The sequence below is a fragment of the Streptomyces malaysiensis subsp. samsunensis genome (genome assembly GCF_024519315.1).
Lineage (GTDB): Bacteria > Actinomycetota > Actinomycetes > Streptomycetales > Streptomycetaceae > Streptomyces > Streptomyces malaysiensis.
Genome location: NZ_JANIIC010000030.1, coordinates 35,563 through 58,113 on the forward strand (window position 1 = coordinate 35,563; position 22,551 = coordinate 58,113).

General features: G+C 67.7%; 26 protein-coding genes and 5 pseudogenes. 18 read left to right on the forward strand and 13 right to left on the reverse strand.

All coding sequences use genetic code 11. The annotated features are described in order from the left end of the window. Positions 1 to 216 precede the first annotated feature (216 nt). Positions 217 to 489, reverse strand: a complete 273-nt coding sequence (locus tag NQU54_RS50180; protein WP_372506015.1) for a transposase — start codon at positions 487 to 489, stop codon at positions 217 to 219. 204 nt (positions 490 to 693) lie between these two features. Here NQU54_RS50180 and NQU54_RS24515 point away from each other — a divergent pair. Then, positions 694 to 1,014 (forward strand): annotated as a pseudogene (locus tag NQU54_RS24515) (helix-turn-helix domain-containing protein); the annotation flags it as partial. Positions 1,015 to 1,302: 288 nt separating this feature from the next. Here the strand turns inward: NQU54_RS24515 and NQU54_RS24520 are convergent. Then, positions 1,303 to 2,231, reverse strand: a pseudogene (locus tag NQU54_RS24520) (GlxA family transcriptional regulator). 70 nt (positions 2,232 to 2,301) lie between these two features. Between NQU54_RS24520 and NQU54_RS24525 the strand changes: the two are divergent. The 5 genes from NQU54_RS24525 to NQU54_RS24545 all read left to right on the forward strand — a co-directional run bounded on the left by NQU54_RS24525 (position 2,302) and on the right by NQU54_RS24545 (position 5,117). Then, on the forward strand, positions 2,302 to 2,472 hold the full coding sequence (locus NQU54_RS24525) for a hypothetical protein (RefSeq protein ID WP_257633000.1): 171 nt from the start codon (positions 2,302 to 2,304) through the stop codon (positions 2,470 to 2,472). Between the two features lie 192 nt (positions 2,473 to 2,664). After that, positions 2,665 to 3,228 (forward strand): RidA family protein, encoded by a 564-nt coding sequence (locus tag NQU54_RS24530; RefSeq protein WP_257633001.1) that lies wholly within the window; start codon positions 2,665 to 2,667, stop codon positions 3,226 to 3,228. 67 nt (positions 3,229 to 3,295) lie between these two features. Then, on the forward strand, positions 3,296 to 4,555 hold the full coding sequence (locus tag NQU54_RS24535; protein WP_257633002.1) for an MFS transporter: 1,260 nt from the start codon (positions 3,296 to 3,298) through the stop codon (positions 4,553 to 4,555). A gap of 92 nt (positions 4,556 to 4,647) precedes the next feature. Further along, entirely contained in the window at positions 4,648 to 4,887 is a 240-nt protein-coding gene (locus NQU54_RS24540) for a hypothetical protein (RefSeq protein WP_257633003.1), read from the forward strand. Continuing rightward, entirely contained in the window at positions 4,884 to 5,117 is a 234-nt protein-coding gene (locus NQU54_RS24545) for a hypothetical protein (protein WP_257633004.1), read from the forward strand. The genes NQU54_RS24540 and NQU54_RS24545 overlap by 4 nt, the downstream gene beginning before the upstream one ends. On the opposite strand, the gene NQU54_RS24550 is transcribed toward NQU54_RS24545, so the two are convergent. Genes NQU54_RS24550 through NQU54_RS24560 form a run of 3 tightly spaced genes read right to left on the reverse strand, consistent with a single transcriptional unit; the run spans position 5,089 to position 6,187 of the window. After that, complete coding sequence (locus NQU54_RS24550) at positions 5,089 to 5,508, reverse strand: transposase (RefSeq protein WP_257633005.1); 420 nt, start codon at positions 5,506 to 5,508, stop codon at positions 5,089 to 5,091. The two genes, NQU54_RS24545 and NQU54_RS24550, sit on opposite strands and share 29 nt — an antisense overlap. Before the next feature lie 3 nt (positions 5,509 to 5,511). Beyond that, on the reverse strand, positions 5,512 to 5,700 hold the full coding sequence (locus NQU54_RS24555) for a hypothetical protein (RefSeq protein WP_257633006.1): 189 nt from the start codon (positions 5,698 to 5,700) through the stop codon (positions 5,512 to 5,514). After that, entirely contained in the window at positions 5,675 to 6,187 is a 513-nt protein-coding gene (locus tag NQU54_RS24560) for a hypothetical protein (protein WP_257633007.1), read from the reverse strand. The genes NQU54_RS24555 and NQU54_RS24560 overlap by 26 nt, the downstream gene beginning before the upstream one ends. A 93-nt stretch (positions 6,188 to 6,280) precedes the next feature. Between NQU54_RS24560 and NQU54_RS24565 the strand changes: the two genes are divergently transcribed. From NQU54_RS24565 to NQU54_RS24570, 3 genes and pseudogenes are all read left to right on the forward strand, one after another. Beyond that, complete coding sequence (locus NQU54_RS24565; RefSeq protein ID WP_372506016.1) at positions 6,281 to 6,574, forward strand: transposase; 294 nt, start codon at positions 6,281 to 6,283, stop codon at positions 6,572 to 6,574. Next, positions 6,552 to 6,695: pseudogene (locus tag NQU54_RS50655) on the forward strand (hypothetical protein); the annotation flags it as partial. The gene NQU54_RS24565 and the pseudogene NQU54_RS50655, both read left to right, overlap by 23 nt. A 55-nt stretch (positions 6,696 to 6,750) precedes the next feature. After that, positions 6,751 to 6,999: pseudogene (locus NQU54_RS24570) on the forward strand (IS701 family transposase); the annotation flags it as partial. 95 nt (positions 7,000 to 7,094) lie between these two features. Here the strand turns inward: NQU54_RS24570 and NQU54_RS24575 are convergent. Together NQU54_RS24575 and NQU54_RS24580 are read right to left on the reverse strand one after the other, a co-directional pair. Further along, positions 7,095 to 7,700 carry a TetR/AcrR family transcriptional regulator gene (locus tag NQU54_RS24575; protein WP_257633009.1) on the reverse strand — a complete coding sequence of 202 codons (606 nt, stop codon included), beginning with the start codon at positions 7,698 to 7,700 and terminating at the stop codon, positions 7,095 to 7,097. Continuing rightward, positions 7,697 to 8,641, reverse strand: a complete 945-nt coding sequence (locus NQU54_RS24580; protein WP_257633010.1) for an SDR family NAD(P)-dependent oxidoreductase — start codon at positions 8,639 to 8,641, stop codon at positions 7,697 to 7,699. Before NQU54_RS24580 ends, NQU54_RS24575 begins: the two co-directional genes overlap by 4 nt. Before the next feature lie 47 nt (positions 8,642 to 8,688). Here NQU54_RS24580 and NQU54_RS24585 point away from each other — a divergent pair, with 47 nt between their 5' ends. From NQU54_RS24585 to NQU54_RS49360, 3 genes are all read left to right on the forward strand, one after another. Further along, positions 8,689 to 9,195 carry a hypothetical protein gene (locus NQU54_RS24585; RefSeq protein ID WP_257633011.1) on the forward strand — a complete coding sequence of 169 codons (507 nt, stop codon included), beginning with the start codon at positions 8,689 to 8,691 and terminating at the stop codon, positions 9,193 to 9,195. A 6-nt stretch (positions 9,196 to 9,201) separates the two neighbouring features. After that, complete coding sequence (locus NQU54_RS50185) at positions 9,202 to 9,396, forward strand: hypothetical protein (RefSeq protein WP_257633012.1); 195 nt, start codon at positions 9,202 to 9,204, stop codon at positions 9,394 to 9,396. Positions 9,397 to 9,600: 204 nt separating this feature from the next. Next, the gene (locus NQU54_RS49360) at positions 9,601 to 10,056 is read left to right on the forward strand and encodes a transposase (RefSeq protein ID WP_257633013.1); all 456 of its coding nucleotides are present in this window, start codon (positions 9,601 to 9,603) and stop codon (positions 10,054 to 10,056) included. Between the two features lie 113 nt (positions 10,057 to 10,169). Here the strand turns inward: NQU54_RS49360 and NQU54_RS24600 are convergent, their stop codons facing one another. The 6 genes and pseudogenes from NQU54_RS24600 to NQU54_RS24625 form a co-directional block, all read right to left on the reverse strand. Next, positions 10,170 to 10,631 carry a MarR family winged helix-turn-helix transcriptional regulator gene (locus NQU54_RS24600; RefSeq protein ID WP_257633014.1) on the reverse strand — a complete coding sequence of 154 codons (462 nt, stop codon included), beginning with the start codon at positions 10,629 to 10,631 and terminating at the stop codon, positions 10,170 to 10,172. 627 nt (positions 10,632 to 11,258) lie between these two features. Continuing rightward, positions 11,259 to 11,390 (reverse strand): hypothetical protein, encoded by a 132-nt coding sequence (locus tag NQU54_RS24605; RefSeq protein ID WP_257633015.1) that lies wholly within the window; start codon positions 11,388 to 11,390, stop codon positions 11,259 to 11,261. A 282-nt stretch (positions 11,391 to 11,672) separates the two neighbouring features. Beyond that, positions 11,673 to 12,299, reverse strand: a complete 627-nt coding sequence (locus NQU54_RS24610; protein WP_257633016.1) for an NIPSNAP family protein — start codon at positions 12,297 to 12,299, stop codon at positions 11,673 to 11,675. 55 nt (positions 12,300 to 12,354) lie between these two features. Continuing rightward, positions 12,355 to 12,726: an antibiotic biosynthesis monooxygenase family protein gene (locus NQU54_RS24615; RefSeq protein ID WP_257633017.1), complete on the reverse strand. Its 372-nt coding sequence runs from the start codon at positions 12,724 to 12,726 to the stop codon at positions 12,355 to 12,357. Positions 12,727 to 13,143: 417 nt separating this feature from the next. After that, positions 13,144 to 14,232 carry a quinone oxidoreductase family protein gene (locus NQU54_RS24620; RefSeq protein WP_257633018.1) on the reverse strand — a complete coding sequence of 363 codons (1,089 nt, stop codon included), beginning with the start codon at positions 14,230 to 14,232 and terminating at the stop codon, positions 13,144 to 13,146. A gap of 237 nt (positions 14,233 to 14,469) precedes the next feature. Then, positions 14,470 to 15,216 (reverse strand): annotated as a pseudogene (locus NQU54_RS24625) (DNA-3-methyladenine glycosylase family protein); the annotation flags it as partial. A 1,020-nt stretch (positions 15,217 to 16,236) separates the two neighbouring features. Between NQU54_RS24625 and NQU54_RS24630 the strand changes: the two are divergent. The 6 genes from NQU54_RS24630 to NQU54_RS24655 all read left to right on the forward strand — a co-directional run bounded on the left by NQU54_RS24630 (position 16,237) and on the right by NQU54_RS24655 (position 22,499). Next, complete coding sequence (locus NQU54_RS24630; protein ID WP_257633019.1) at positions 16,237 to 17,214, forward strand: TAXI family TRAP transporter solute-binding subunit; 978 nt, start codon at positions 16,237 to 16,239, stop codon at positions 17,212 to 17,214. Further along, positions 17,211 to 17,939, forward strand: a complete 729-nt coding sequence (locus NQU54_RS24635) for a class II aldolase/adducin family protein (RefSeq protein WP_257633020.1) — start codon at positions 17,211 to 17,213, stop codon at positions 17,937 to 17,939. The genes NQU54_RS24630 and NQU54_RS24635 overlap by 4 nt, the downstream gene beginning before the upstream one ends. 86 nt (positions 17,940 to 18,025) lie before the next feature. Continuing rightward, positions 18,026 to 18,772: a dienelactone hydrolase family protein gene (locus tag NQU54_RS24640; RefSeq protein WP_257633021.1), complete on the forward strand. Its 747-nt coding sequence runs from the start codon at positions 18,026 to 18,028 to the stop codon at positions 18,770 to 18,772. Positions 18,773 to 18,804: 32 nt separating this feature from the next. Beyond that, a complete protein-coding gene (locus NQU54_RS24645; RefSeq protein WP_257633022.1) occupies positions 18,805 to 19,788 on the forward strand; it encodes a cupin domain-containing protein in 984 nt (327 codons plus the stop codon). A gap of 21 nt (positions 19,789 to 19,809) precedes the next feature. Continuing rightward, positions 19,810 to 20,910 (forward strand): alcohol dehydrogenase catalytic domain-containing protein, encoded by a 1,101-nt coding sequence (locus tag NQU54_RS24650; protein ID WP_257633023.1) that lies wholly within the window; start codon positions 19,810 to 19,812, stop codon positions 20,908 to 20,910. Next, the gene (locus NQU54_RS24655) at positions 20,907 to 22,499 is read left to right on the forward strand and encodes a bifunctional 3-(3-hydroxy-phenyl)propionate/3-hydroxycinnamic acid hydroxylase (RefSeq protein ID WP_257633024.1); all 1,593 of its coding nucleotides are present in this window, start codon (positions 20,907 to 20,909) and stop codon (positions 22,497 to 22,499) included. Before NQU54_RS24650 ends, NQU54_RS24655 begins: the two co-directional genes overlap by 4 nt. The last annotated feature ends 52 nt before the right edge of the window (positions 22,500 to 22,551 follow it).

Here is a 22,551-nt window from a genome sequence, read left to right on the forward strand (position 1 = left end):
TCTTCGGTGGACATGAACGTTCCTTGGGGCAGGTATGTGGACGCGCCTCAGCCGGCAATGGAAGGGCACCACTCGGTGTCCCGCGATTGCGTTCGAAGCCATCGACGGAGTGCCAGTTGTGGTTACGAAGGGATGCCATCGCCTTCTCTACTTGCAGTACGACTGAAACCTAGCATGACTCTGCGGCTCAAGGGCCGACGGGGCTGAACTCGGGTGCTACTCGACCTTCCTGTTTCCAGGCTGCTTCGATGAGTCCATGCCACAGGTGCCGGCGGTCGGCCACCTGCACGATAGGTCGGCGTCGGTGATTGCTTGGGCGAATCCGCCGACTCCGTCCCGGCACGCCGCCTGGATGCCGGGATGCTCGCGCCGCCAGGCGGTGACCGTGGTGGCCCTCCGGTCTGGCAGCACATCGATCCGCTCTCCCGTGGAGGCGTCGGTGATGATGGTGGCGTAACGGTGCCCCTTGCGCAGCGCGAACTCGTCGATCCCGACGACTTGAGGTGTTACGCGGGCGGAACGGGGATGCTCGGCGAGCGTCGCCGGTAACGCTCCGTCAGTCCCTCGGCCTGCTCGACGAACGTCACCTTTCTACAGGTGGGGGGCTGCGCAGTACCGCCGCCGTACGGACAGGTCGATGACAACCGGGCGCCCGCCGACCGCCTCATCGGCGACGGGCGCGAGGTCCGGTAGTGGATCAGCGAGCACCCGGACGCGGATCTGTCCGTCGAGAGCCTCGCAGAGCGCGCCAGCCTCTCCCCTCGGCACTTTGCCCGTGCCTTCCAGATGGAGACCGGGACGACACCCGGCAGGTATGTCGAGCGTGTACGCCTGGAACACGCCTGGCGACTTCTCGAAGACACGGCCGATGGTGTGGGACAGATCTCCCGAGCCTGCGGATATGGCACGCCGGAGGCGATGCGCCGCGCCTTCGTCAAAGCTCTGGGCACCGCTCCTGCCGAATACTCCCGTCGCTTCAGCTCGCACTCACCGCTGTTCGCCCAGCCGTTGTAGTCGCTGAGCACGGCCGGCTGGCGCGTCAGGGGCCATGGCTGGCTGCCAGAGCACCTTTGCTGGGGCACAGGCCGATCGGGGCCAGCGTTGTGGCTCCGCAGTGCAGCTTGTACACCCGGCCCTTCCAATCGAACGCACCCGAGCCATCGAAACCGCTCTCATCGCCGACGAGCAGCCCGCTGACGAGCGTGGCCTGCCGTATCCGCCCGATTTCCGGCGTGAGGGAACCCCAGTGGGCCGGGGATGCTCGGCGGAGCCTGTGGCGAACGCGCGTCTGTCATGCTAGCGTCAGCTCCCGAAGGTGCGCCGGTAGGCGGTGGGGGTGGTGTTCAGCGCGCGCCGGAAGTGCAGTCGCAGGTTGGCGGCTGTGCCTGGTCCGCAGTCACGTGCCACGCGGTCCACTGGGTGATCGGTGGTCTCCAGTAGTTCTCGCGCCAGGCCAAGGCGGGCGTCGAGTAGCCACTGCAATGGGGTCGTGCCGGTCTCCTCGGTGAACCGGCGCATGAGGGTGCGCTGTGAGAGGCCCGCGTGCCGGGCGAGCTGGCGTAGTGTGATCTGCTCGCCGAGGCGTTGCAGAGCCCATTCGCGAGTGTCGGACAGCGACGCGTCGTCGGCTACTGCGACGGGGGCGGGCACGTACTGGGCTTGCCCGCCTTCGCGGTGTGGGGCGGTGACCAGGCCGCGGGCGATCCGGTTGGCCACTGCCGCGCCGAGGTCGCGGCGCACGATGTGCAGACACAGGTCGATGCCGCAGCATCCTCCGGCCGAGGTGAGGACGTTGCCCTCGTCGACGTAGAGCACGTCGCGATCTACTGACACAGCAGGGAAAGCGCGGTCGAACTCATCGACGTACTGCCAGTGGGTGGTGGCACGCAGGCCGTCCAGCACACCTGCCGCGGCCAGCGCGAACGATCCCGTGCAGATCGACACCATTCGCTTACCCTGCTCGTGTGCCTCGGCCAGCGCGGTGAGCATGGCTTCCGGCTGTCGACGGGGTGGCTCGGACCCCGGACGATCACGGTGTCAGCGGCGCCTACCTGTTCCAAGCCTCCGTCGGTGACTACCGCGAAGCCCCCGGTGGTGTGCACCTTCGCGTCGAAGGTGCACACGGTCGTCTGGTACGGGGTCTCCCGTGCGGAGAAGATCTGCGCTGGGATCGCCAGATCAAGGGGCGTGACCCCGTCCAGGGCCAGGATCGCGACCCGATGAACGCTCATGGCAAGATCCTATCGAAGTCAGGCAATTTTGCCTATCGCCAGGTCAAAGCGTTGCCAGCAAGCTGAGGACATGACCAGGCCTACCTGTGAGGCGACCACCGAGGGGTTGGCCGACCTGATCACACCGCTGGCCGAGGCCGTGGTGGAGACGTCGTCGGTGTTCAACCACAACGTCCGCAGTCACCTGCTGGTGGCCGTCACCTCGACCTGTCCGCGGGCACCGACTACAACGACGACCTGATGGTCTCCGTTCAAGCGATGCACGACCTCGGTGTCGCCACGGACAGCCCGAACAGTCAGCGATTCGAGGTCGAAGGCGTCGATCGCGCCGCCGCATTCCTCGTCGAACCCAGGGTGCCCACATCGGACGCCTATCGGGTGTGGCAGGCGATCGCTTTGCACACCTCGCCGGGCATCGCGCGGCACGCTGTGCGTGCTGGTCGGCGAAGGCGTCACTCTCGGCTTTGGCGGCCCGATGTACCACGTCGAGGCGGTCACCGACGAGCAAGCCGATGCCATGTGCGCCGTGTACCCGCGGCTGGACATGATCCGTTCGCACGAAGAATGCACCCCGCAACGCGAGGACTTCGTGCCGGACCAGGATGGAACTTTTCTTCAGCTCGTCCCGCTGGGGCGACTGAGACTCCCCCACCCACGACTCAGTAACAACAATTGGAAACGCCTCAATGACCATCCACACTGTCGAGATCCCCGAGGACTCCGAAGTCTTCGGAAAACCGTCAGCGCCTTCGCGGACTTCGGCTGCTCCGCCGCCGTTCGCTCGCACGGGCATCTGTCCATAGCCGGCACGGTCGGTCGCCGAGCCGACGGCACCATCCCTGACGACATCCGGCACCTGCCCGGCTTCTCCAAGATCAAGGCGCGCCTGATCGACCCTCTCTACCCGACCTGGTCACTGATCGGCGTCAGTGGTCTGGCCAACCCCGGGCTGCTCGTCGAAATCCGCGCCACCGCCGCCTACCCCGACGCAGCCTGACAGGCCGCCGTTCCTGGGCCCTGAACCCTGAGTCCAAGAACGGGTAATCACCTACTTGGAACTCCCCATGAAGACCCTCCAGCGTCCGGATCATCGCAGCCTCCTGTTGCTGGCCTCGATCATCATCTCCTTCCTGGCCTCCTCCAGCGCACCCACGCCGCTCTACGCCACATACGCCGACCAATGGCATTTCTCGCCGATAACAACCACCATCGTCTTCGGCACGTACGCCATCGCCGTCCTGTCCGCGCTACTCGTGCTCGGCAGGGCATCCGACCATCTCGGTCGCAAAACGGTGCTTCTGGGCGCGCTGGCGTTGCAGACCGTCGCCATGGTCGCGTTCAGCGAAGCCAACGACATCGGAGCCCTGTTCGCCGGGCGGATCCTGCAAGGAGTCGCGACCGGCAGCGCATTGGGCACACTCGGCGCGGCGATGCTGGACATCGACCGCGAACGCGGCACACGCGCCAACGCAGTCGCCCCCGGACTGGGGACCGGGATCGGCGCCTTGCTCTCTGGACTGATCGTCCAGTATCTGCCGGCACCCACCCGGCTCGTCTACGTCGTGTTCATCGGGGTCTTCGCCGTGCAGGCCCTCGGCGTGGCGCTGCTTCCGCGAACCACCGCCCGCAGGCACGGACTGCGTGCCGCTCTCGTACCCGAACTCGTGGTGCCCCGGCACCTGCGGCGTACTCTCCTCGCGGTGGCACCGGTGCTGTTCGCCGTGTGGTCGCTCGGTGGCTTCTACGGATCACTCGCCCCGGCCCTGGCCCAGCAACTGTCAGGCACAGGCTCCGTGGTGATCGGTGGTCTTGGACTGTTCGTGCTCACCGTGGTGTCGTCCGTCACTACCGTCGCCTTCGCCCGCACGCCCGCCAGGACTGTGATGTTCCTGGGAACCGCGCTACTCGTGCTCGGCTCGCTCGGGACCTTGGTGGCTGTCGAAGCGTCTTCGGTCACTGGATTTTTTGCCAGCACTTTCGTCTCCGGGATCGGTTTCGGTGCGGGATTCCAGGGCGGGATGCGCACCGTCGTGCCACTGGTTGCGGAACACGAGCGCGCAGGGGTCCTTTCCTCGATCTACGTGATCTGCTACCTGGGCATGGGCCTGCCCGCCATCGTCGCCGGGATCCTCGTCGTGCACGGAGGTGGCCTGCCATCCGCGACTCGGGACTACTCATTGTTCGAAGTCGCGTTCGCGGTCGCGACACTGATCACTCTCCTACGCACCAGGGATACGAGACACCCCACAGACGTGACGTGCCCCGCTCACCAGGACGTCCGCTGTGCACTTTGCACTGAGACGCCTTCCGCTCTCCGAACGTGATCGTTTGGTTTGGGCTGGGTGGGCATGAACTCCTGCTGGCGGCGGGAGAGATGGGAAGGTACGTCCGCTCGCGTCGCTCGTGGAGGTGGCTGGTGCCGTCGGTGCTTGGTCTGCTGGAGGCCCGGGAGAAGAAGGTGCTGGAAGTCGCGCGGCTGCGGGAGGAGGCCGAGCGGGTGCAGGCCGCGCTCGGCGACGCGGAACGCGCACTTCAGCGTCTTGCGGATGCCCGTGCAACGGTGGCCGAGGTGCTGGCCGAGCCGTCTTCCGCGGTTGCGGAGCCGGTGGGAAGCGCGGTGGCGGGGGCGGTGGTGCCGGACGGGTCGAGGGCATGACAGCGTCGGTCCTGGCGCCGGACTGTCAGCGGATCGTGTCGGTGCTGTTGGCGTCGGATGCGGGCCGGGAGGGCATGCGCTGCCAGCAGCTGGCCATGGCCCTGGACCTGGAAGCGGTCCCGGCGAAGGTCGAGGGACTTCGGTCGAAGGCGAAACGCCTGGTGGAGCGGGGGCGGGCCCAGCAGGTGCGGCCGGGGGTGTTCACCGCTTTCGCGGGACCGGCCGACTGAAGGGACCCGGGCGGCGTCCGGCCGGACGGCCGTTCATGAGCATGGTCATGGACCACAGCACCATGGCCTCGTGCATGGCGGGCAGCGTCTCGTGGTCACGCACCAGTCGACGCGAACGCATCAGCCAGCTCAGGGTTCTCTCCACCACCCACCTGCGTGGCAGTACCACGAACCCGGTGGTGTCGTCGGTGCGTTTCACGATCTCGAGGATGAGACGGAGCTTCTCGGCTGCCCAGCCGACCAAGCTGCCGGTATAACCGCCGTCGGCCCACACCAGGCGGACGGAGAAGTACAACTCGCGCAGCCGCTCCAGCAGGGGGACCGCGGCGTCGCGGTCCTGCACGCTCGCTGCGGTCACAACCACGGCCAGGACCAGGGCGAGGCAGTCCACCGCCTACCTCTTGCGGCCGCCCACCTTCTTCCCGCCGTCCCACCCGGACGTCGAGCGCGGGATGTTCGCGGCCGCCCGCACCGACTGCGAGTCCACGATGGCGGCCGTCGGGTCCGGCGAACGGCCCTCCTTCTGGCGCACCTTGTCGCGCAGTCGGTCGTGGAGCTCAGTGAGCATCGGCAGCGTGAACATCGAGCTCAGCGTCATCGCGTGCCCACCGTGGCCCGCCATGCCAGCCATGCCAGCCATGCCAGCCATGCGTGACGGGGAGGGCCCGGTCCGGATCGATGTGCGCCTGCCGCAGGATCCGCGCCGCGCTGTCCGGTGTCAGATGCGCCGCATGGCCACCGCACAGGAACCGTTCGGCCAGCGCCACCACATGGTTGGAACGGTTGGCCAGAGCGGGGGCCGTGGAGCCCTGGCCGAGGGAGAAGATCAGGTGCAGACCGAACTGACCGGCCAGCAGAGCGAGCGCGATGCCGGGCAGCGACCGATCCCGTCCGGCCAGGGGACCCACGAGGCACAGCACCGCGGCCCAGCCGGCCGCCAGGGACCACAGGGAGACCCCGGTGCCCGAGGCGAGCACGTGTCCGCCCGCGGACAGCGCCACGCACACCGCTGAGAACACCGAGGCTCTCAGCAGTCTCAGATCGGCGGCAGCTCGTACTGGGACGTTCATGGCAGCCGCCGTCATCCCAGCCGCCCAAGAACCGGCGGATGCCGGGGGTGGCCGTCGACGCGGACGGTTCCGGACCTGGTTGATCGAGTCGGCCTGCTCGACCCGCTCGTCACGCCGTCCGACGTCCAGGACCGTGACGCTGCCCGTGTTCTACTGACCCGCCTTCACGCCGAGCACCCCGAGATCGTGCTGGTCTGGGCGGGCAATGGCTACGGCGGAGACGAGTTCAGGACCTGGGCCCAGGCCACCCTCGGCATCACCGTCAAGGCCGTCTCCCGGCCCAAGGACGTCAAGGACTTCGTCTTGTTGCCCAAACGCTGGGTGGTTGAACGGTCGAATTCGTGGCCGATGCGGGCCCGCCGCAATGCGAGGCACGGCGGGTCATGAGGGTGATGAAGCTCCACTGGACGTGGGCTTGGGCGCGGCACATGACACTGCTCAACGCCTGAATGGCCAAGCGGGCGTTGCAAGGTCTCTCCCCGGTGTTACCGCGATCCACTGGCTGGCCCGGGACGAAGAGATCGCTGCGACAGTCACCACCGATTTCCTCAAGCGACCCGGACACCGTTCAGGAGTTGGTGCGAACTGCCGGGACGCGCTGGGCGATCAAAGAGTGCTTCCTGGCCGCGAAGAACGAGTGCGATTCGGACCAGTACGCAGACCGTCGCTACGTGGGCTGGTACCGGCACATCACTTCGGCCATGCTCGCGCACGCCTTGCTGGCGGCCATGGCGCACCAGGACCGGGGAAAGGGGGCGGCGCCGGTGGGAGAGCCGGGGCAATCGAGTTCACAGTGGCGGGGTTTCGGCTGATTGATCGGGAACTGTGTCTGCCTGAGTACTGGACTGGTGGTCGAGCCCGCTGCGAGGTTGCGTATGTCCCGGCTGAGCAAAGGCCAGTCCGCCGGTTATGTGGCGGTGGCGCCCAACAGGAGGTCGAAGGCGTCATTCGCCTCGCGGAGCACCGCCGTCGCGTCGTGGCTGCCGAGGCGCCACGCCGCCTGGTAGCAGGCGACGGTCAACTGGGCGGCGAGGACGGCGGTGGCTGGCGGGGTGCCGTGGTCGATCAGGTGTTTCTCGAGGAGGTCGGCGTAGTGCCGGGTCTTGCGGGTGTGGCGGTCTTCGAGCTCGGGGTGCTGCTTGACCAGACGGTGGTAAACCGCGTAGTGGCCGGGGTTGCGGGCGGCCTCGGTGCAGATCGCGAGCAGCAACCGCCGAGATGTGGCCAGTGCCTGCGCGAGATCCTGGAGCGGCTCGGTGGGCGCATCGCGCATGGCCGCGGTGAGCGCGCGCAGGAAGTCGTCCTCGGTGGAGAAGACGACTTCCTGCTTGTCGCCGAAGTAGCGGAAGAAGGTGGTGCGGCCGATCTCGGCCCGCTGGGCGATCTCGTCCACGGTGACGACATCGAACCCCCGCTCCATGAAGAGCGCGAAGGCCGTCTCGATGATCCGTTCCCGGGTCTGGCGGCGTTTGCGGTCCCGCAATGACTCCACCGGAAACTTGTTCGCGCTCATTCGTCCAGGATATCCGCTCGTTCCGCCCGGCGGTCAGCGTCGGCGAGGCGGGCGGCCTCGCGCCACAGCTCCTCCTCGCGGGCCTCGTCGTGCGACTCCGGCGACGACGGCACGTGGCGGCCGCGATCGAGGTAGGACCCGGTCCGAGCGGTCAGCCCGGTCAGGATCGTCTCAGCGAGCCGCGCGCCCGCCTGCTGCGGCGTCATGCCCCGGCCGAGGAATCGCTGAAGCTGGAAGAATCCGTTGAGCACGCCCCGCACGGGCCCCGGGGCGTGGCGGAAGAAATCGGTGCCCGCGACGAGCGCAGGGTTGTAGGAGTAGACGCCGACGCTCTCGGGCAGGCGGCGGGCCAGCGCGTGGGCCAGGTAGATGACGCCGAGTTTGCTGGTCGCGTACGCCCGCCCGGCCTCCCGCGCGCCACCGGCACGAGGCGTGGCCAGTCGTTCCGGCGTCTCCCAGCGCGGCGGCGGCGTGGCGCCGAGCGTATAGCGGAACTGCCCGAAGTGGCAGTCGCTTGAGGTAAGCACGATCCAGCCCGGACCGGTAAACCGGGGCAGCAGCTCCCTGACGAGCAGGTAGTGGGACAGCACATTGACCCCGAAGGTCATCTCGTACCCGTCCGTGGTGCGTTTCTCGGTCGTCGTGACCGTCAGGCCGGCGTTGCCGAGATAGCCACCCAGCGGCGGCAGGTACCCGGTGTCGAGCCCACGCAGAATCTCCTCCACCGCCCGCCTGATCTCGGCGAGCGAAGCAAGATCACAGTCCACGCCTGTGACCGCGGAAGCGCCGGTGGCCTGGGTGAGTTCCGCAGCGAGGCGCTCGCCGCCGCGGCGAGCCAGCACGACGTAGTGGTCCTGCGGCCGTTCCCGGATCAGCAACTCGACGGTCTCGCGGCCGAAGCCGCGGGTCACGCCGGTCAACACGATGGTCCGGCTATCCATGGCAGACTCCTCGGTATCAAGTTCCAAGTGGTACTTAGTACCGTAACATGCCATGGTTCACTTCCACATCGAGCGACGAAACCGCGGCTGACACGCTGGCACGCATTTCCAGGCTCGAATGGATCTACATCCGCGGCGTGTACTTCCCGGCCACGAGGCGTGTGCGGGACCCCGCGAACTGGTACCCGAGCTTCAAGGCGGCGATCGACGGGCTGACCGACAGGAAGCGCAAGGGCCAGGTCCTCACGGTGGGTGTGCTGTCGGACGACTCCGACGAGCACGTGGTCGGCCCGGACATGCGGCTCGGCGACGTTGTGACGCGGCCGCACATCACGGTGCCGATCTGGGACCTGACCCGCCAGGCCGGGACGGCTGCGGGGGAGGCCGCCGATGCCCGGTGGCCGCCCACCCCGCCCGCCCCCGCGAAGGGCTGCCTGTGGGGTCGGGGCGGTTGCAGCGGCCGTTCTGAGGGGCGGCTGTGGTCCAAGCCGCTCCGTCGCGGCGACTACGCGCCGGACCGGGCCGTGGTCGAACGCCCAGGCGAGGCCGGGTGACCGCTGGTGATTCCCATCCCGCGCGAGCTGCGCCCCTGCCCCGACTGCCACAAGGACGTCCTGTGGACGGTGACCCGGAACGGCAAGCGGCTCCTGGTCGACGGCAAGCCGGACGACCAGAGCAACCCAGGTGGCATGACTCCGTTCCTTGGCTGGGCCCGTGAACGGCCCCGCATAAAAGACCTGGAAGACCTCCCGTGACCCTGACTACGCCGCCAAGAAGGCCCGCGTCGAGCACCTCTGTGCCATCGCCGACGGCGAGGTCGTACCCGAGGAGGGCGAGCCTGAAATCGTCTTATGCCTGGATGAGTTCGGCCCGACTCAGCCTCCAGCCCCACCCGGGGAGACAGTGGGCCGGGCACAGTGGACGGCACAAGGACCCCGACAGGGAGCCCCGGCCCCGCCGTGCGGGCGACCTACACCCGCTCGCACGGAGTGCGGCACCTGTTCGCCGCCTGCAACCTGGGCAAGAACAAGCTCTACGGCCACATCAAGCCGAAGAAGAACCGGACGAGGTTCCTGGAATTCTGCCGCTACCTGCGCAGCCTCTACCCGCCCACGATGCGGATCGCGATCGTGCTCGACAACTTCTCCCCGCACCTGACCACGAAGAAGGATACCCGCGTGGGTGACCGGGCCGCGGCCAACAACGTGGAGTTCGCCTACACGCCGGCCAACAGCTCCTGGCTCAACCGCATCGAGGCCCAGTTCACCGCCCTGCGCTGCTTCGCTCTGGACGGCACCGACCACTCCGGCCACAAGGAGCAGGGGAGCATGATCGGCCGCTACATCATCTGGCGGAACAAGCACGCCGCCGACGAACACCTACGTCAGGTAGTCGGCAGGGCGAACGTCGCCTGATGCGGCACTAGCCAGGGCATCAAGGGCAATCTGCCTACTTCAAACGCCCTCGCAGGGCATGGCCGAACAACCACTCCCAAGGAAAGGAAGCTCCCACGGACTCAGAGAAGACGTCAGCCTCGGGAAGGACGCCCGGCAACGGGGGGCGCCGCCGGAGCGGTCACTCCACCGGATGAGGCCATACGCTCGCGCCACAACGCCTCCTCCAAACGGGTAAGCGCTGTTCCTAGGTCCTTCCACTCGTCCTCGGCGAACACCTCGTGGTCGTAGTCCGCGATCAACTGGGTTGCCCGCTCGAGCACCTTCACACCACGGTCCGTCAGCTCTATCACCGCTGCGCGGCCCTGCCCCCCACTCCCGACGGTGGCGACGTATCCGTCAGAGATCAGCGCGTCGATGATGGGATGCAGGCTCTGCACTTTGATCCCCGCTCGCCGCGCCAGTGCGCTGAACGATATGCCTGGATCATGTCGCAGGTGCCCCAAGAGGCCCAGGCGTCGCAGGGACAGGCCGATGCCCTTCAGTGAGTCCTCTACCCGTCCTTCCAAAAGACGCCCCTGGAGGATCATGATCATCGTTGGACCCAGTGGGTACCGTGCCGAGCTGGCGTCCCCCGCGTCTGCCATTCACGCCTTCCTTCCCTGGCTATGTCGGACTACACCCACCGTATCGGAATAAGCAGGTCGACCGTATGGCCTCGTCTCCTCAAGGACGCCTTACCAACGTCCCGCCCACCTGGGCCCCTCTCCATGTCACCGCGCACGCCCACACAGCGCTATCGAACCTAAGCTCAGAGTTCTGCCATCACGAGTACAGGTCTCATCTCATGGCACATCCATCCCGCTACCTGTGGAGGATGAAGAGTCGACAGCCGGCAAGACCCATCGTGGCGGAGCTCGGGCAGTGAGCAGTATGTGAGGGTGTGTGCATGACCACACCGCTCGCCGGGACCTGGGCGCCGAGGTAACAGGCCCGTCGTGCGGGTGTCTGACAGGTGTCGTCGCGCTTGACGGCGGGTTGTCCGGTTCCGGGGCTTCGCGGTTGGCCCGGGGTACGGTCCGCTGGAAAGCATGGGCGGGCGCGAGTCGTACCCGAGCGATCTGCCGGATGAGGCATGGGATCCGGGCAGAAGGAAGCGGAGCTGATCGGCTCCGCTCCCGCGGCTACGCCTGTGGGCCATGCCGCGCACCGCCATGACCGAACTACCGGCCGAGTCCGCGGCCGCCGCGGCTGCTTTGGTTGTAGAACTGCTCGAACTCGCGCAGGACGTGGAGCAAGTGTCGGTGGTTCCAGATCAGGGTGCGGTCCAGGAGTTCCCGTCGGCAGGTCTGCACCCACCGTCTCCCCGGCACCGAAGCCCGGATCAGGACCGCCACCCGGATCACCGACTTCTACAACGCGTGGCTACACAGCGTGTGCGGGTTCAAGAGCCTGATCGACTACGAGCTTGATTACTGAGGCACTCTCGCTGAAGGACTGGCCGCATAATCGTCTCCACGCTGAGAGGGGGTTGACAGCGGCTCGGGGAAACGGAACGACGGAAACGTCGTCACCGCGCCCCGAGCCGACCGCAAGGGGACAAGGGCGAAACGCTGTTGGAGCAGCCCTTGCGGGCATCACCGGGCCAGGCCCCCCGCGCTGTGGTCTTCCCCCACCGCAGGCCCTCCGTCCCCGAATCCCCTCACGGCCCAGGCGCGGGAAGGTGCTACGGCGGACAGAGAGTGAAAATCGGCGGTGGCGACGGCGGCGATTCGCGGAAGGTGACGCGCGAACCGGGGGTCCTGCTGCGCTGCCTCGAGGTGCTGCCTGGTTTCCCATTCGACGAATTCGTGCAACACAGGCTCGTCGAACTGCACCAGAAAGGAGGCGGAGATGAACCCGGGCAAGTGCCGGATCTCCAATACGGTCTCAGCGATGTTGTAGTTTACGAGGGGACGCAGCTCTTCGGCCGTGGTGGCAAGCGTGATCCATGCCCGGTACCTGTCCGTAGCTTCGCAGGTGAAGGTCGGCTGGTTCGGGAGGGCAGTGACGGTACCGTCGTGGCTGCATACGCTGATGGTGGGATCCTGCACGCGCATCGCAGTGGCCATCGCGGCCGCAGCGTCCGGCCGACGGCCGGGAAGCAGAAGTAGGAGCCGCTCGTCGGTGGTGTAGCAGGCAACGCCTTGGCCGATGTCGGCCCGTGCGGGTGTCGGGTCGTCAAGTCGCCCGAATAGCATGGTGAAGAGCCCTGTGCCATTCATGAGTTCATCGATCGCGCGCCATTCATCCTCCGCCGTCTGAGAACGCCGGGTGACCTCATGCGACGCAGACCCCCTCCACGGCGACCTTTCGGACGACGTGCGGATAACAGTAAGAGCCGTCGGGGTACTGCGGCAGCAGGCTCTGAAACTCCTCGCTGCTGAAGGCGTCTCGCAAGGCCGAGACCGATTCCCAAACGGCCACGTTCGTCAAGATGTTGCTGTCTCCCAGACCTCGATGGAGCTGCGCGGAGATGAAGCCGCGCTTGGCCTTCATGATGAAGGAGTCCTCCTGCCAGAGGTCGAGGACGCTCTGCATCTCACCCTCGGGGACGACGAAGGTGTTGATGAGGGTGATGGGCCCGCTGTCCTCGCCCTGCAATTGCTTGAGGAAGGGTTCTGCCGCGTCGATGTTCCTCAGATCGATCACGTCGGCTCCTTAAGTGGGGCGGAAGCGCCCCGAGAGGGATAGGTGAACCGGCTACTCCGCAGCCAGCCCGAATGGCCGTACCGCTATGCCATGCCAATAGGCGCAAGAGGACGGCTGTGTCTTTCGTCGGGTTTGTTGTCAGGTGATGCTCGGTCAGGCTTCTGTCACGGAGACGACTTTGTAGACATGCGCGTCGACCTGGAAGGAACCCGTCGAACTTGGAGTGCTCCGCAGTGCCCCCGCGCAAGCACTCGACGAGCATGTCCTGCTCCTCCGGTTTGACGGTGAAGGCGACCATCATCGTGTGGACATCGCGTGCCGCCGGAAATGGTTGCCACGGTACGGCCTCCTTCAGTCTCAACGCTGAGAGCTTCGAGCGGGCTATGGTCCGTTGGGGGTTCTAATGCATGGAGGACATCAGAGGTGCGGCTTGAGGATGATGCGGCCGACGATGTCCCTCGCGTTCTCCATCAGGGCATGCGCGTCGGCGGCCTTCGCCAGAGGGAAGCGGGCCGCGATCGGGGTGTGCAGCCGATCGTTGACGAGCAAATCGAGGATCCGCAACGCGTCCTCGTGTCGGGCACCTCGAACACCCACGATGTCCGTTTCGAGGCGGGTCAGGTCGAAGACGGTGAAAGGCATGGGGCCAGGCGGGTTCTGCTCTCCCGCGGCCGGGCACAGCCTGCCGCCCAGGCGCAGCGCATCGAGTGCCAGACGTAGCAGCGCGGCGCTGGCCGAGTAGTCGACCGCATGGTCGACTCCTTGGCCACGCGTCAGTTCCAGAAGAGCATCACCCGCCATCTTGAGGTCGTCGGTGATCACCACCTCGTCCGCGCCTGCCGCCCGTAGGCCGGCGGCCTTGTCGGCTTTGCGGGTCGTGGCGATGGTGCGCACTCCGAAGAGGCGGGCCAGAGCCAGGGTGGCCAGGCCCATGGGTCCTGCTGCACCTGTTACCAGCAGGGTGTCCCCCAGCGTCACGCGCAGCCGATCACGCAGCACACGGTGGCTGGTGCCGTGACTCCATAGGATGGCCGCGGCCTGTTCGAGGTCGACGTGATCGGGCAGCGGCAGCCATAGTCGCTCGTCACGCACCAGGTATTCGGCGTAGCTCCCGAGGGACTGATGGCCCGGAACGGCTATGCCGCTGGAGAGGTTGCCCCGACCGCGGTACGTCTCCAACGCGAAGGGGTTCTCCGGATGTACGACGGCGACGACGCGATCTCCGACATGCACCCCCTTCACCTCGGGCCCGGTGGCCAGGACAGTGCCAGCGGCCTCTCGCCCAAGTTGTTGTGGCATCGGAAAAGGGTTGCGGCCAGGCAGTTTCGTCCCGGCTTGAAGCCCTCGTCGGTACTTCAGGTCCCAGCCGGACACGGGGGCCGTGTCCACAGTCACGAGTACATCCGTCGGCCCGAGCTCGCCCAAGGGATGGCGCCCGTATACGAGCATTTCCGGACCGCCGTGCTCGAACACCCAGACTGCAGCTGTGGTCGTCGGCGTAGACATCCTGCACTCCCGATACCTCGTCGGACTTGCAACTCACCAACCCCTAGAGGGTCGTCCTATAAATAAGGACTCTAGTCCTGTGAAGCGATACACGCCAGTGCGGTGGGCCGACTTTGTGATCTCGGCTGGGCTGGGTGAGTGCGGCTGCTGCATGGCTGGTACAAGGGCTCCACCGGCAAAGATCCGCCATCGAGCGCAGCACACGGCTTCGGATGCAGATGGGCCATGTCTGGGTTCTTACCGCGCGGCGGCGGTCTGGCCCTGGGCGTGAGCGCGCAGGAGGAGGGCGACCCAGCTGCGGTAGGGGTGCCAGGCGTCGGCGACCAGCGCGAGTTGCTCGGGGCTATTCGCGGCCGTGGCGTCGGGGCCGTAAGCGGAAGCCATCGCCTTGTGGACGCGGGGTTCGGTGGCAGGAAGGACATCGGGGTGTCCGGTACCGCGGATCATGATCGACTCGGCGGAGAACGGTCCGACACCGGGGAGTTCCTTCAGCTCGGTGAGTGTGAACTCGAGGGTGGCAGCGTCGAGATGTCCGTCGAGGGCTGCGTCGGCGAGCGCGTGGAGGCGCTTGATTTTGATGTCGCTCAGTCCCGGGATGTGGTCGAGGGTGCGCAGCACAGCCGGGGTGGGGAAGGCGTGCAGCCGTTGTCCGGCGACATCGACGGCTTGGCCGTGCTGCCGTGCGAGGCGGTCCTTGATGACGGCGGCCTGGGTCATGCGGATGCGGTTGCCGATGGTCGTCCAGGCGGCGGTTTCGTAGGGCGAGTAGAACAGCACGGGCCGCAGCCCCGGAAACTCGGCTTGGAGGCCGGCGACAACCGGGTCGGCGTCGGCAAGGCGTGGGAAGTTGGTGCCGTCGACGTCGAGTGAGAGGATGCGGGCGATCTGGGCCTCGGGGGCCTTGCCGATCGCGGAATCGGCAGTTGACTGAGTGATCTGCCCGTCGTTAAGGACGGTGATCTCTGCGTTGACCCTGCCGGAAGTGGAGGTTCACGATCCAGGTCGACCGCAGCCGCCGGGTCGACAAGGCCGGCAGTCCGTTGGGCGGCCGGTGGCGGGCCGGCCTCGGAGGACACGAGGTTCTTTGCCACCGCGACCTTCCGGCCGGGCCGGAACAGGTAGGCATCCCCAGCGGCCTCGGCCGGCTCGGTCAGGGTCCCGCTCCAGCCCGCCCGGCAGGCCACAAGCCGGCCCAGAAGGTTCTCGTCCGGTACCGGAACGCCGCTGGTGGTGTCGATGTGATGACCTCGGACCTGGCGGAGTCACCAGAGGTGAGACCGCAGCCCGCGCCGAGTGCCATCAGTGCCAGCCCGTCCCACCGGGCCCGCCCGGGCAGATGCCCGGCCCAGTCCCGAGCTTGACCAACTCATCGTTTTTGTAGGGTGGTTGGGGATTTCGCGGGGAGGGGATCCGCACGGGCGGTGCCTCCCCGCGCTCGACCCATACGAGTGCTTCCCGTGTGCGGCGCAGCCAGGCTCGGCAGGTCAGCACTCTCGAGCCCTCCCGGCCCGGGCTGGCCGACAGCACGAAAGCGTCGATCGTCTCCGTCCGCAGCCACACTCCCGGATCCCGCGGCAGACCCTGTAGATCGGCCTGCACGGCCAGCCGCCCGACGGCATGCAGAAGCCGCCGTGCTTCGTAGCAGGTGGCCGGAGCGGCAGCTGCCACCGTCGCCCGCACTTGGTCGGCAACCGGAACCCACCGCGCGTGGGGCAGCTTCGGCGGGCTCGCAAGTGCGCGGAGCCACCTCATGGCAGCTCGCGCGCCGGCACCGCCTCTTGCTTGCCAGGGCTGCGGCGGTGCCGACCCACCCCGCGTCGGCCTCTCGGGCTGACGCGGGAGACTCCGTTACTCCTTCCTCATGTCGGACGGCGCCACCAATGAGTCTAGAGCTAGAGGTATAGGTTTAGATTCGTGCCTTTCTCCCCTCGCGTCTCGGCCTTCCGCCTTCTATGCTGACCGTTTAGCAGGACGTGTGTCCCTCATTCTAGGACAGGAGTCGTTATGAGTCCCTCCCTCGTCTCTCCCGGGCGACCGGCCGAGCCCAAGATCGATCGCTCCCTCACCCTGCATCTGCGGGGCGACTGGGGCGGCGCCAACCTGCATCGGGTCTGCGGCTGGATCGCCCAGGAACTCGCGGACCGCTGCGGCTCCCGCACCCGGATTGCCACCTGGAACAGCAGGGGCTACAGCGACGCCGTGCGAGCAGTGGGACACGGAGAGGTGCACGTGGCACTCACGACCCCAGCTGCCTTCGCGGCCGCGGCGCTCGACGGGCGCGGGGTCTACCGCGACGAGTCCTTCCCGGACCTGCGAGCTCTTGGTGTGGTGCCGCAGCGGGACCGGCTGGTCGTGGCGCTGCACAAGGACCTCGGCATCACCACTTTCGCCGAGCTGCGGCAGCACAGGCCCATGTTGCGGCTCGCGACGTCCGTGCACGACGGGGTCAATCATGTGGGGCTTGCGGCTCACGAGGTCCTGACGCGGTCGGGTGTCGACGTCGTCGGCTGGGGCGGTGAACTGCTCGAGGACGAGCGTCCGTTCGAATCACTGGACCACGTGAAGGAGGGACGGGCGAACGCCATCGTCCACGAGGCGATCATGCTGCCCGTCTGGCAGGAGATCGGCTGCGACCTGAACTTCCTCGAGGTCGAGGACGATGTCCTCGCCGGCCTGAACGACGACTTCGGCTGGCCGGCGGCGGTCGTGGACGACCACCACTTCCCTGGCCGGGCCGCCTTCAGGACCCTCGACTTCTCCGACTTCCTCGTGTGCGCCCGCGCCGACCTCGCCGACGACGTCGCCTACGCCATCGCGTGGGTGCTGGGGGAGACGCGTCACATCATCGAAGGGCAGTACCGGCACCTGGCTCCCGAGCGGAGCCCGATCACCTACCCCCTCGACCCCGTGACCATCGGCAAGGCCCCCATCCCCCTCCATCCGGGGGCCGCCCGCTACTACGACGCCTTGCCCACGGCATGACTCCCGCCCAGGCACGCAGGGCTGCCGTGGAGGCGTCCCACGCTCTGGCCGCGGCCGGTCAGGGGGACATGGTCTGGGGACACGCGGCTGTGCGCGACCCGGAAGCCCGCGGCATCTGGATCAAAGCTCCGGGCTGGGGCCTCGAAGAGGTCCGTGACGACCGGCTTCAACTCGTCTCCTACGACGCCGAGGTGCTGCACGGAGAGGGTGTCCCGCACAAGGAGTGCCACATCCACCTGGAAATCCTGCGGGCGTCGCCGGAACTGAACTGCACCGTGCACACCCACGCGGTGTCGGCCGTCGCATTCGCCACCCTGGACGTGCCGCTCATGCCGCTCTCCCACGAGGGCGCCTTGTTCTCCGGTGACGACGTGCCGAGGTTCCGGGACACCGGTGGGCTCGTCAGCAGTTCTGACCTGGGAAAGAGGCTCACCACGGCCCTCGGCGCCGCACCCGCCGCCCTCATGCCCAAGCACGGGCTCGTCGCCGCCGGGCGGACCGCCGCGGCGGCCGTCATGCACGCCGTACTCCTCGACCGCGCCTGTGCCGTCCAGTTGCGGGTACAAGCGGTCGGCCCCGCGGTCGTACGTTCCGATGCCTGGGAAGCGCGCGCCAAGCGCGCCCAGTGCTGGCCCGACAGCCAGCTTGAGGCCGGCTACCGCTACCTCGTCCGGCAGGCGGCTGGCTCGCTCGCCGCCGTGGGGGCATCTCCTCACACCACCTGACACCGGAGGCCCGCTTCCCCCTTTCCTCAGCCGGTGCGACTCCCGTCACACCGCTCCCACTCAGTGCACACGAAGGACACAGCACCATGACCGACCAGCCCAACTCCGCAGCCATCACGACCGACTGGACCACCGTCTCCACCGCGGACGGACCGATGCGCGTGTATGTCGCACGGCCTGATCGGCCCGCCGACCGGGCCGTGATCGTGCTACAGGAGGCGTTCGGAGTCAACGACCACATCCAGGACATCGCCAGCCGTTACGCCGCCCACGGCTTCCTCGCCCTCGCCCCCGACCTGTTCCACCGCAACGGCGTCGGTATTCTCGCCTACGAGCAGCACGCCGAGGCCATGCCGTTGATCGGTGCCATCGGGCCGGACGAGATCGTCTCTGACATCGAGGCCGTCCTGACTCATCTCCGGGCGGAGGAAGGCGTACCCGCCTCCCGCACGGCGATCAATGGATTCTGCTTCGGTGGCCGTGCCGCCTTCACCGCCGCCACCGCCATCAGTGGATTCGGCGCCACCGTCGTCTTCTACGGTCCCGGCATCGCTGCCGGCCCCCACGCGGTCGTGGACCGCGCGGTGAACATCGACGCCCCCATGCTGCTGCACGTCGGCTCCGCGGACCCCACCATCCCCGATGAACAGGTCGCCGCCATCGAGGGGGCCCTCACTGCCGCGGGCGTCGAGTTCGAGAGCTACGTCTATGAAGGCGCGGGACACGCCTTTGCCTGCGATGCCCGTCCGCACATGTATGTCGAGGACAGCGCAAGGACCGCCTGGCAGCGCACCCACGCCTTCCTCGACAAACATCTGCCCGCCACCGCCTGACCCATCACCTCCGGACGAAACAAGGACGTTCCATGGGCACCGTCACCGAAGTCATCGCGGTCGTCTGCTCCGACGAGCCCGCCCGCTCGGTCGAGCGCGACGAGCACCTCCTGCTCTCGCCCCCGCACCCCAACCCTTTTCCCGTGAAGCTCTGGAGGGATCGCGAGCCACTGAGCGTGGTGCACTTCCCTAAAGAGTATGAGGCTGTGCCCTTCGCTCCGCCGCGCGGAATCTACGAGAGCGCCCAGATCCGCATCGAATGGCAGACGATGGACAACCGGCAGCCCTTCTACCACCGCAACTGCGACGTCGACGAGATCTCGTACCAGATCGACGGCGAGCGCACCCTGATGACCGAACTCGGTGTCGTCGAGCACAGGCCGGGCGAGTTCTCCCGGATCCCCCGTGGAGTCGCCCACGACAACTGGGGGCGCCGCGAGAGCCATCTGCTCTTCTACACCCCGGCTCCGGTTAGAGAGGAACGCGCCCCCCTGCGTCGCTCCGGAACGGTGTTCCCGCCCTTCCCCGGCTGGGAGCCCGGGGCGGTCAACGAGGCCGTCACCCAGTGCATGGGCGCCCCCGGGCACGACATCACCGTCGCGCCCGTCGACGAACGGCGGCTGCTGGAGCAGGTGAACGCGGAGAAGGACCGCCTCACCGTCCTGGCCGGTGCGGACGAGGCCGGCATGACCTGGCTGTACCACTCCGTCGGCTTCCGCCTGGGCATCGTACGGCTGCGGGCCGAGGGCCCGCGCGTGTACCGGCGCACCCTGGATGCCAACGAGATCCAGTACCAGATCAGCGGCCACCGCACCCTGGTGAGCCAGCGCGGCATCGTCGAACTCGGACCGGGCGACTTCGTCCGCATTCCCCTGGGCATCGCGCACACCAGCGTGTGCGGCGAGGCGAGTGAGCACATCGCCCTGTTCTCCGACCGCGAGCTGCCGCAGATCGCGGAGACGACCAGGACCGCCGAGCCCTACACCCCCGAACGCCTGGCCGCACTTCAGCCCTGAACGACGCAGGAGCCGCACGTCATGACCACCATGCTCGCCGCGCGTGCCCAGAAGGGTTCCACCGCGCTACACCTGCACAAGATAGCCACTCCCGAGCCCGGGCCGTACGACGTTCTCGTCAAGGTGGCGTCCGCGGGCCTCGCCCCCGGAATGATGACGCTGCTCGCCCAGGGCGCCTTCAAGCACCTGCCCACCACGCTCGGCCACGAGGCCGCCGGCAACGTAGTCGCCGTCGGCACCGAAGTGGAGGGCATCGACGCGGATGCCCGCGTGCGGGTGCACCCGAACCTGAACTGCCGGACCTGCGGCTACTGCCGGTCCGACCGCGACATGATGTGCCCGCAGCAGGCGATGATCGGGCACGCCGCCTTCGGTGACGTCCCGATGCCGCTGTACGACCGCTACCACGACGGTGGGCTGGCCGAGTACATCCGGGTGCCGCACTGGCTCGTCGACCCGCTGCCCGACAACGTGTCCTTCGACGTCGGCGCCAAGGCTCACGATCTCGCCAACGCTATACGTGCCCTGAAGTGCGCCGACCTGCCGCTGGGGGCGACGCTCGTGGTCACCGCCGCCACCGGCACGATGGGCACCGCCACCGTCAAGCTCGCCCGGCACTTCGGGGTGTCCCGGCTCGTCCTCGTCGGCCGCAGTGCCGAACGGCTGGCGGCTGTCCAGCCCCTCGCCGGTGACGTGCGCACCGACAGCGTGGCACTCGAAGAACTGCCCGTGAACTGGGCTGAGGAAGGCGGTCTCACCCGAGCCCTGCGCGCGCTGGTCCCGCAGGGAGCCGACGCCGTACTCGACTTCGTACCGGACGGGCCGGCCACTTCGCAGGCGCTCGCCGCGCTGGCGACCGGCGGCAGCCTCGTGCACATGGGCGCCAACCGCAGCCCGCTGATGTTCCCCATGGTCGCCGTCATGGCCAACTGCTGGCGCATCGTCGGCACCCGCGCCTGCACCCGCACCGATGCGAGGGAAGCCCTCACCCTGCTCGGCCAGGGCGCCCTGGACGCGGATGAACTCATCACGCACCGCTACCCGCTGGCCGAGGCCAACGAGGCGGTCGCCGCCATGCAGAACCGGACCGAGCCGATCTGGATGGCGGTGGTCAACCCGTGAGCGCCGCATCCCGGCTTCCCGTACTTGTGGTCGGAGGCGGTCCCGTCGGCCTGACCGTGGCAAACCTGCTCGCGGCCCGCGGAGTTCCCCTCGTCCTGGTCGAGCGCAACGCCTCCACCAGTGACGAGGCCAAGGCCATCAGCCTGGACGACGAGTCTTTGCGGACGCTGCAGACGGCCGGTCTGGCGGACAAGGTCATGGAGATCGTCGTCCCGGGTACCGGCACGCGTTACTACGACCGCAAGGGTCGGCCCCTCTTCCACGCCCGGGGCCCGCAGCCCTACCGCCTCGGCTTCCCGTTCAAGAACCAGTTCGCCCAGCCCGAACTGGAGAAGCTGTTGCTGGACGAGCTGAAATCCCGTTCAGAGGCGGACATCCGCTTCTCCACCGAACTGCTCACCGTGACGGACAACCCCGACGGCACCGGCGCCACCGCCGCGATCCGAACCCCCGGGGGCACCCACACCGAAGACCTGCGAGTCAGCTGGGTCCTGGCCTGCGACGGAGGCCGCTCGACCGTGCGCGAACTGCGCGGCATCGGCATGACCGGCACCAGCCACCAGCACGTCTGGCTGGTCGCCGACACCACCGGTGACCTTCACGACGAGCGCTACGGAATGCATCACGGCACCCCCGAACGGCCCACGGTGATCGTGCCCGGCCGAGGCGGCCGCTGCCGCTACGAGTTCCTCCTGCATCCGGGAGAGGGCGAGAAGGGTGCACGGCCCGACTTTGAGACGGTGCGCAGGCTGGTCGCGCCCTACCGGTTGCTCACCGAGGATCAGGTGGAACGCTGCACCGCGTACACCTTTAACGCCGTCGTCGCCGACCGGTGGCGCGACGGGTACGCGCTGCTGCTCGGCGACGCCGCGCACATGATGCCGCCCTTCGCCGGCCAGGGACTCAACTCCGGTATACGGGACGCTGCCAACCTCGCGTGGAAGATCGACGACGTGTGGCACGGCCGGGCCGCGGAGAGCCTCCTCGACACCTATGAAGCGGAGCGGCGCCCGCACGCCACCGCCATGGTCCGCTACTCCGAACGCCTCGGTGATGTCGTCATGACCACCGACCGGCGTCGCGCTCTCGTACGCGACATCGCCGCCCGTGCTCTGCTGCGCGTACCAAAGGGGCGTCGCTACCTCACCGAGATGCGGTTCCGGCCCTCAGCACGGCATGAGGCCGGCCTGGTCGTCGGTGACCACTCCCTGACGGGCACGCAGCTGCCGCAGCCACGGGTCCTGGTCCCCCCGAGCCTGCACCCGCTCTGGTTCGACGAGGTCCTCGGCCAGTCCTATGCTTTGCTGGGCGTCGATGTCCCGGACGCCGCCTGGCGACGCTTCGACGGCACTCACTGGCCCGACGACACGCTGGGCATCAGACGGATCGATGTGGCGCTCGGCGACCGCATACCGCCGACGACCGGAGTGCGCGAAGCTGTCGCGGACGCGGACGGCCGCCTGGAGGCAGCCCTCGCCACGGCCCGCAACCGGTTTGTCCTGGTCAAGCCCGACCGCTACATCGCGGCCGTCCTGGGGCCGCAGGACATCCCCGCCGTCGCCGCGGCACTGTGCAAGAAGACCAGGTGACGTCCCTGCCGACCACGACGGCCGCCGTCCGGGTCCACGATCACGGTGGTCC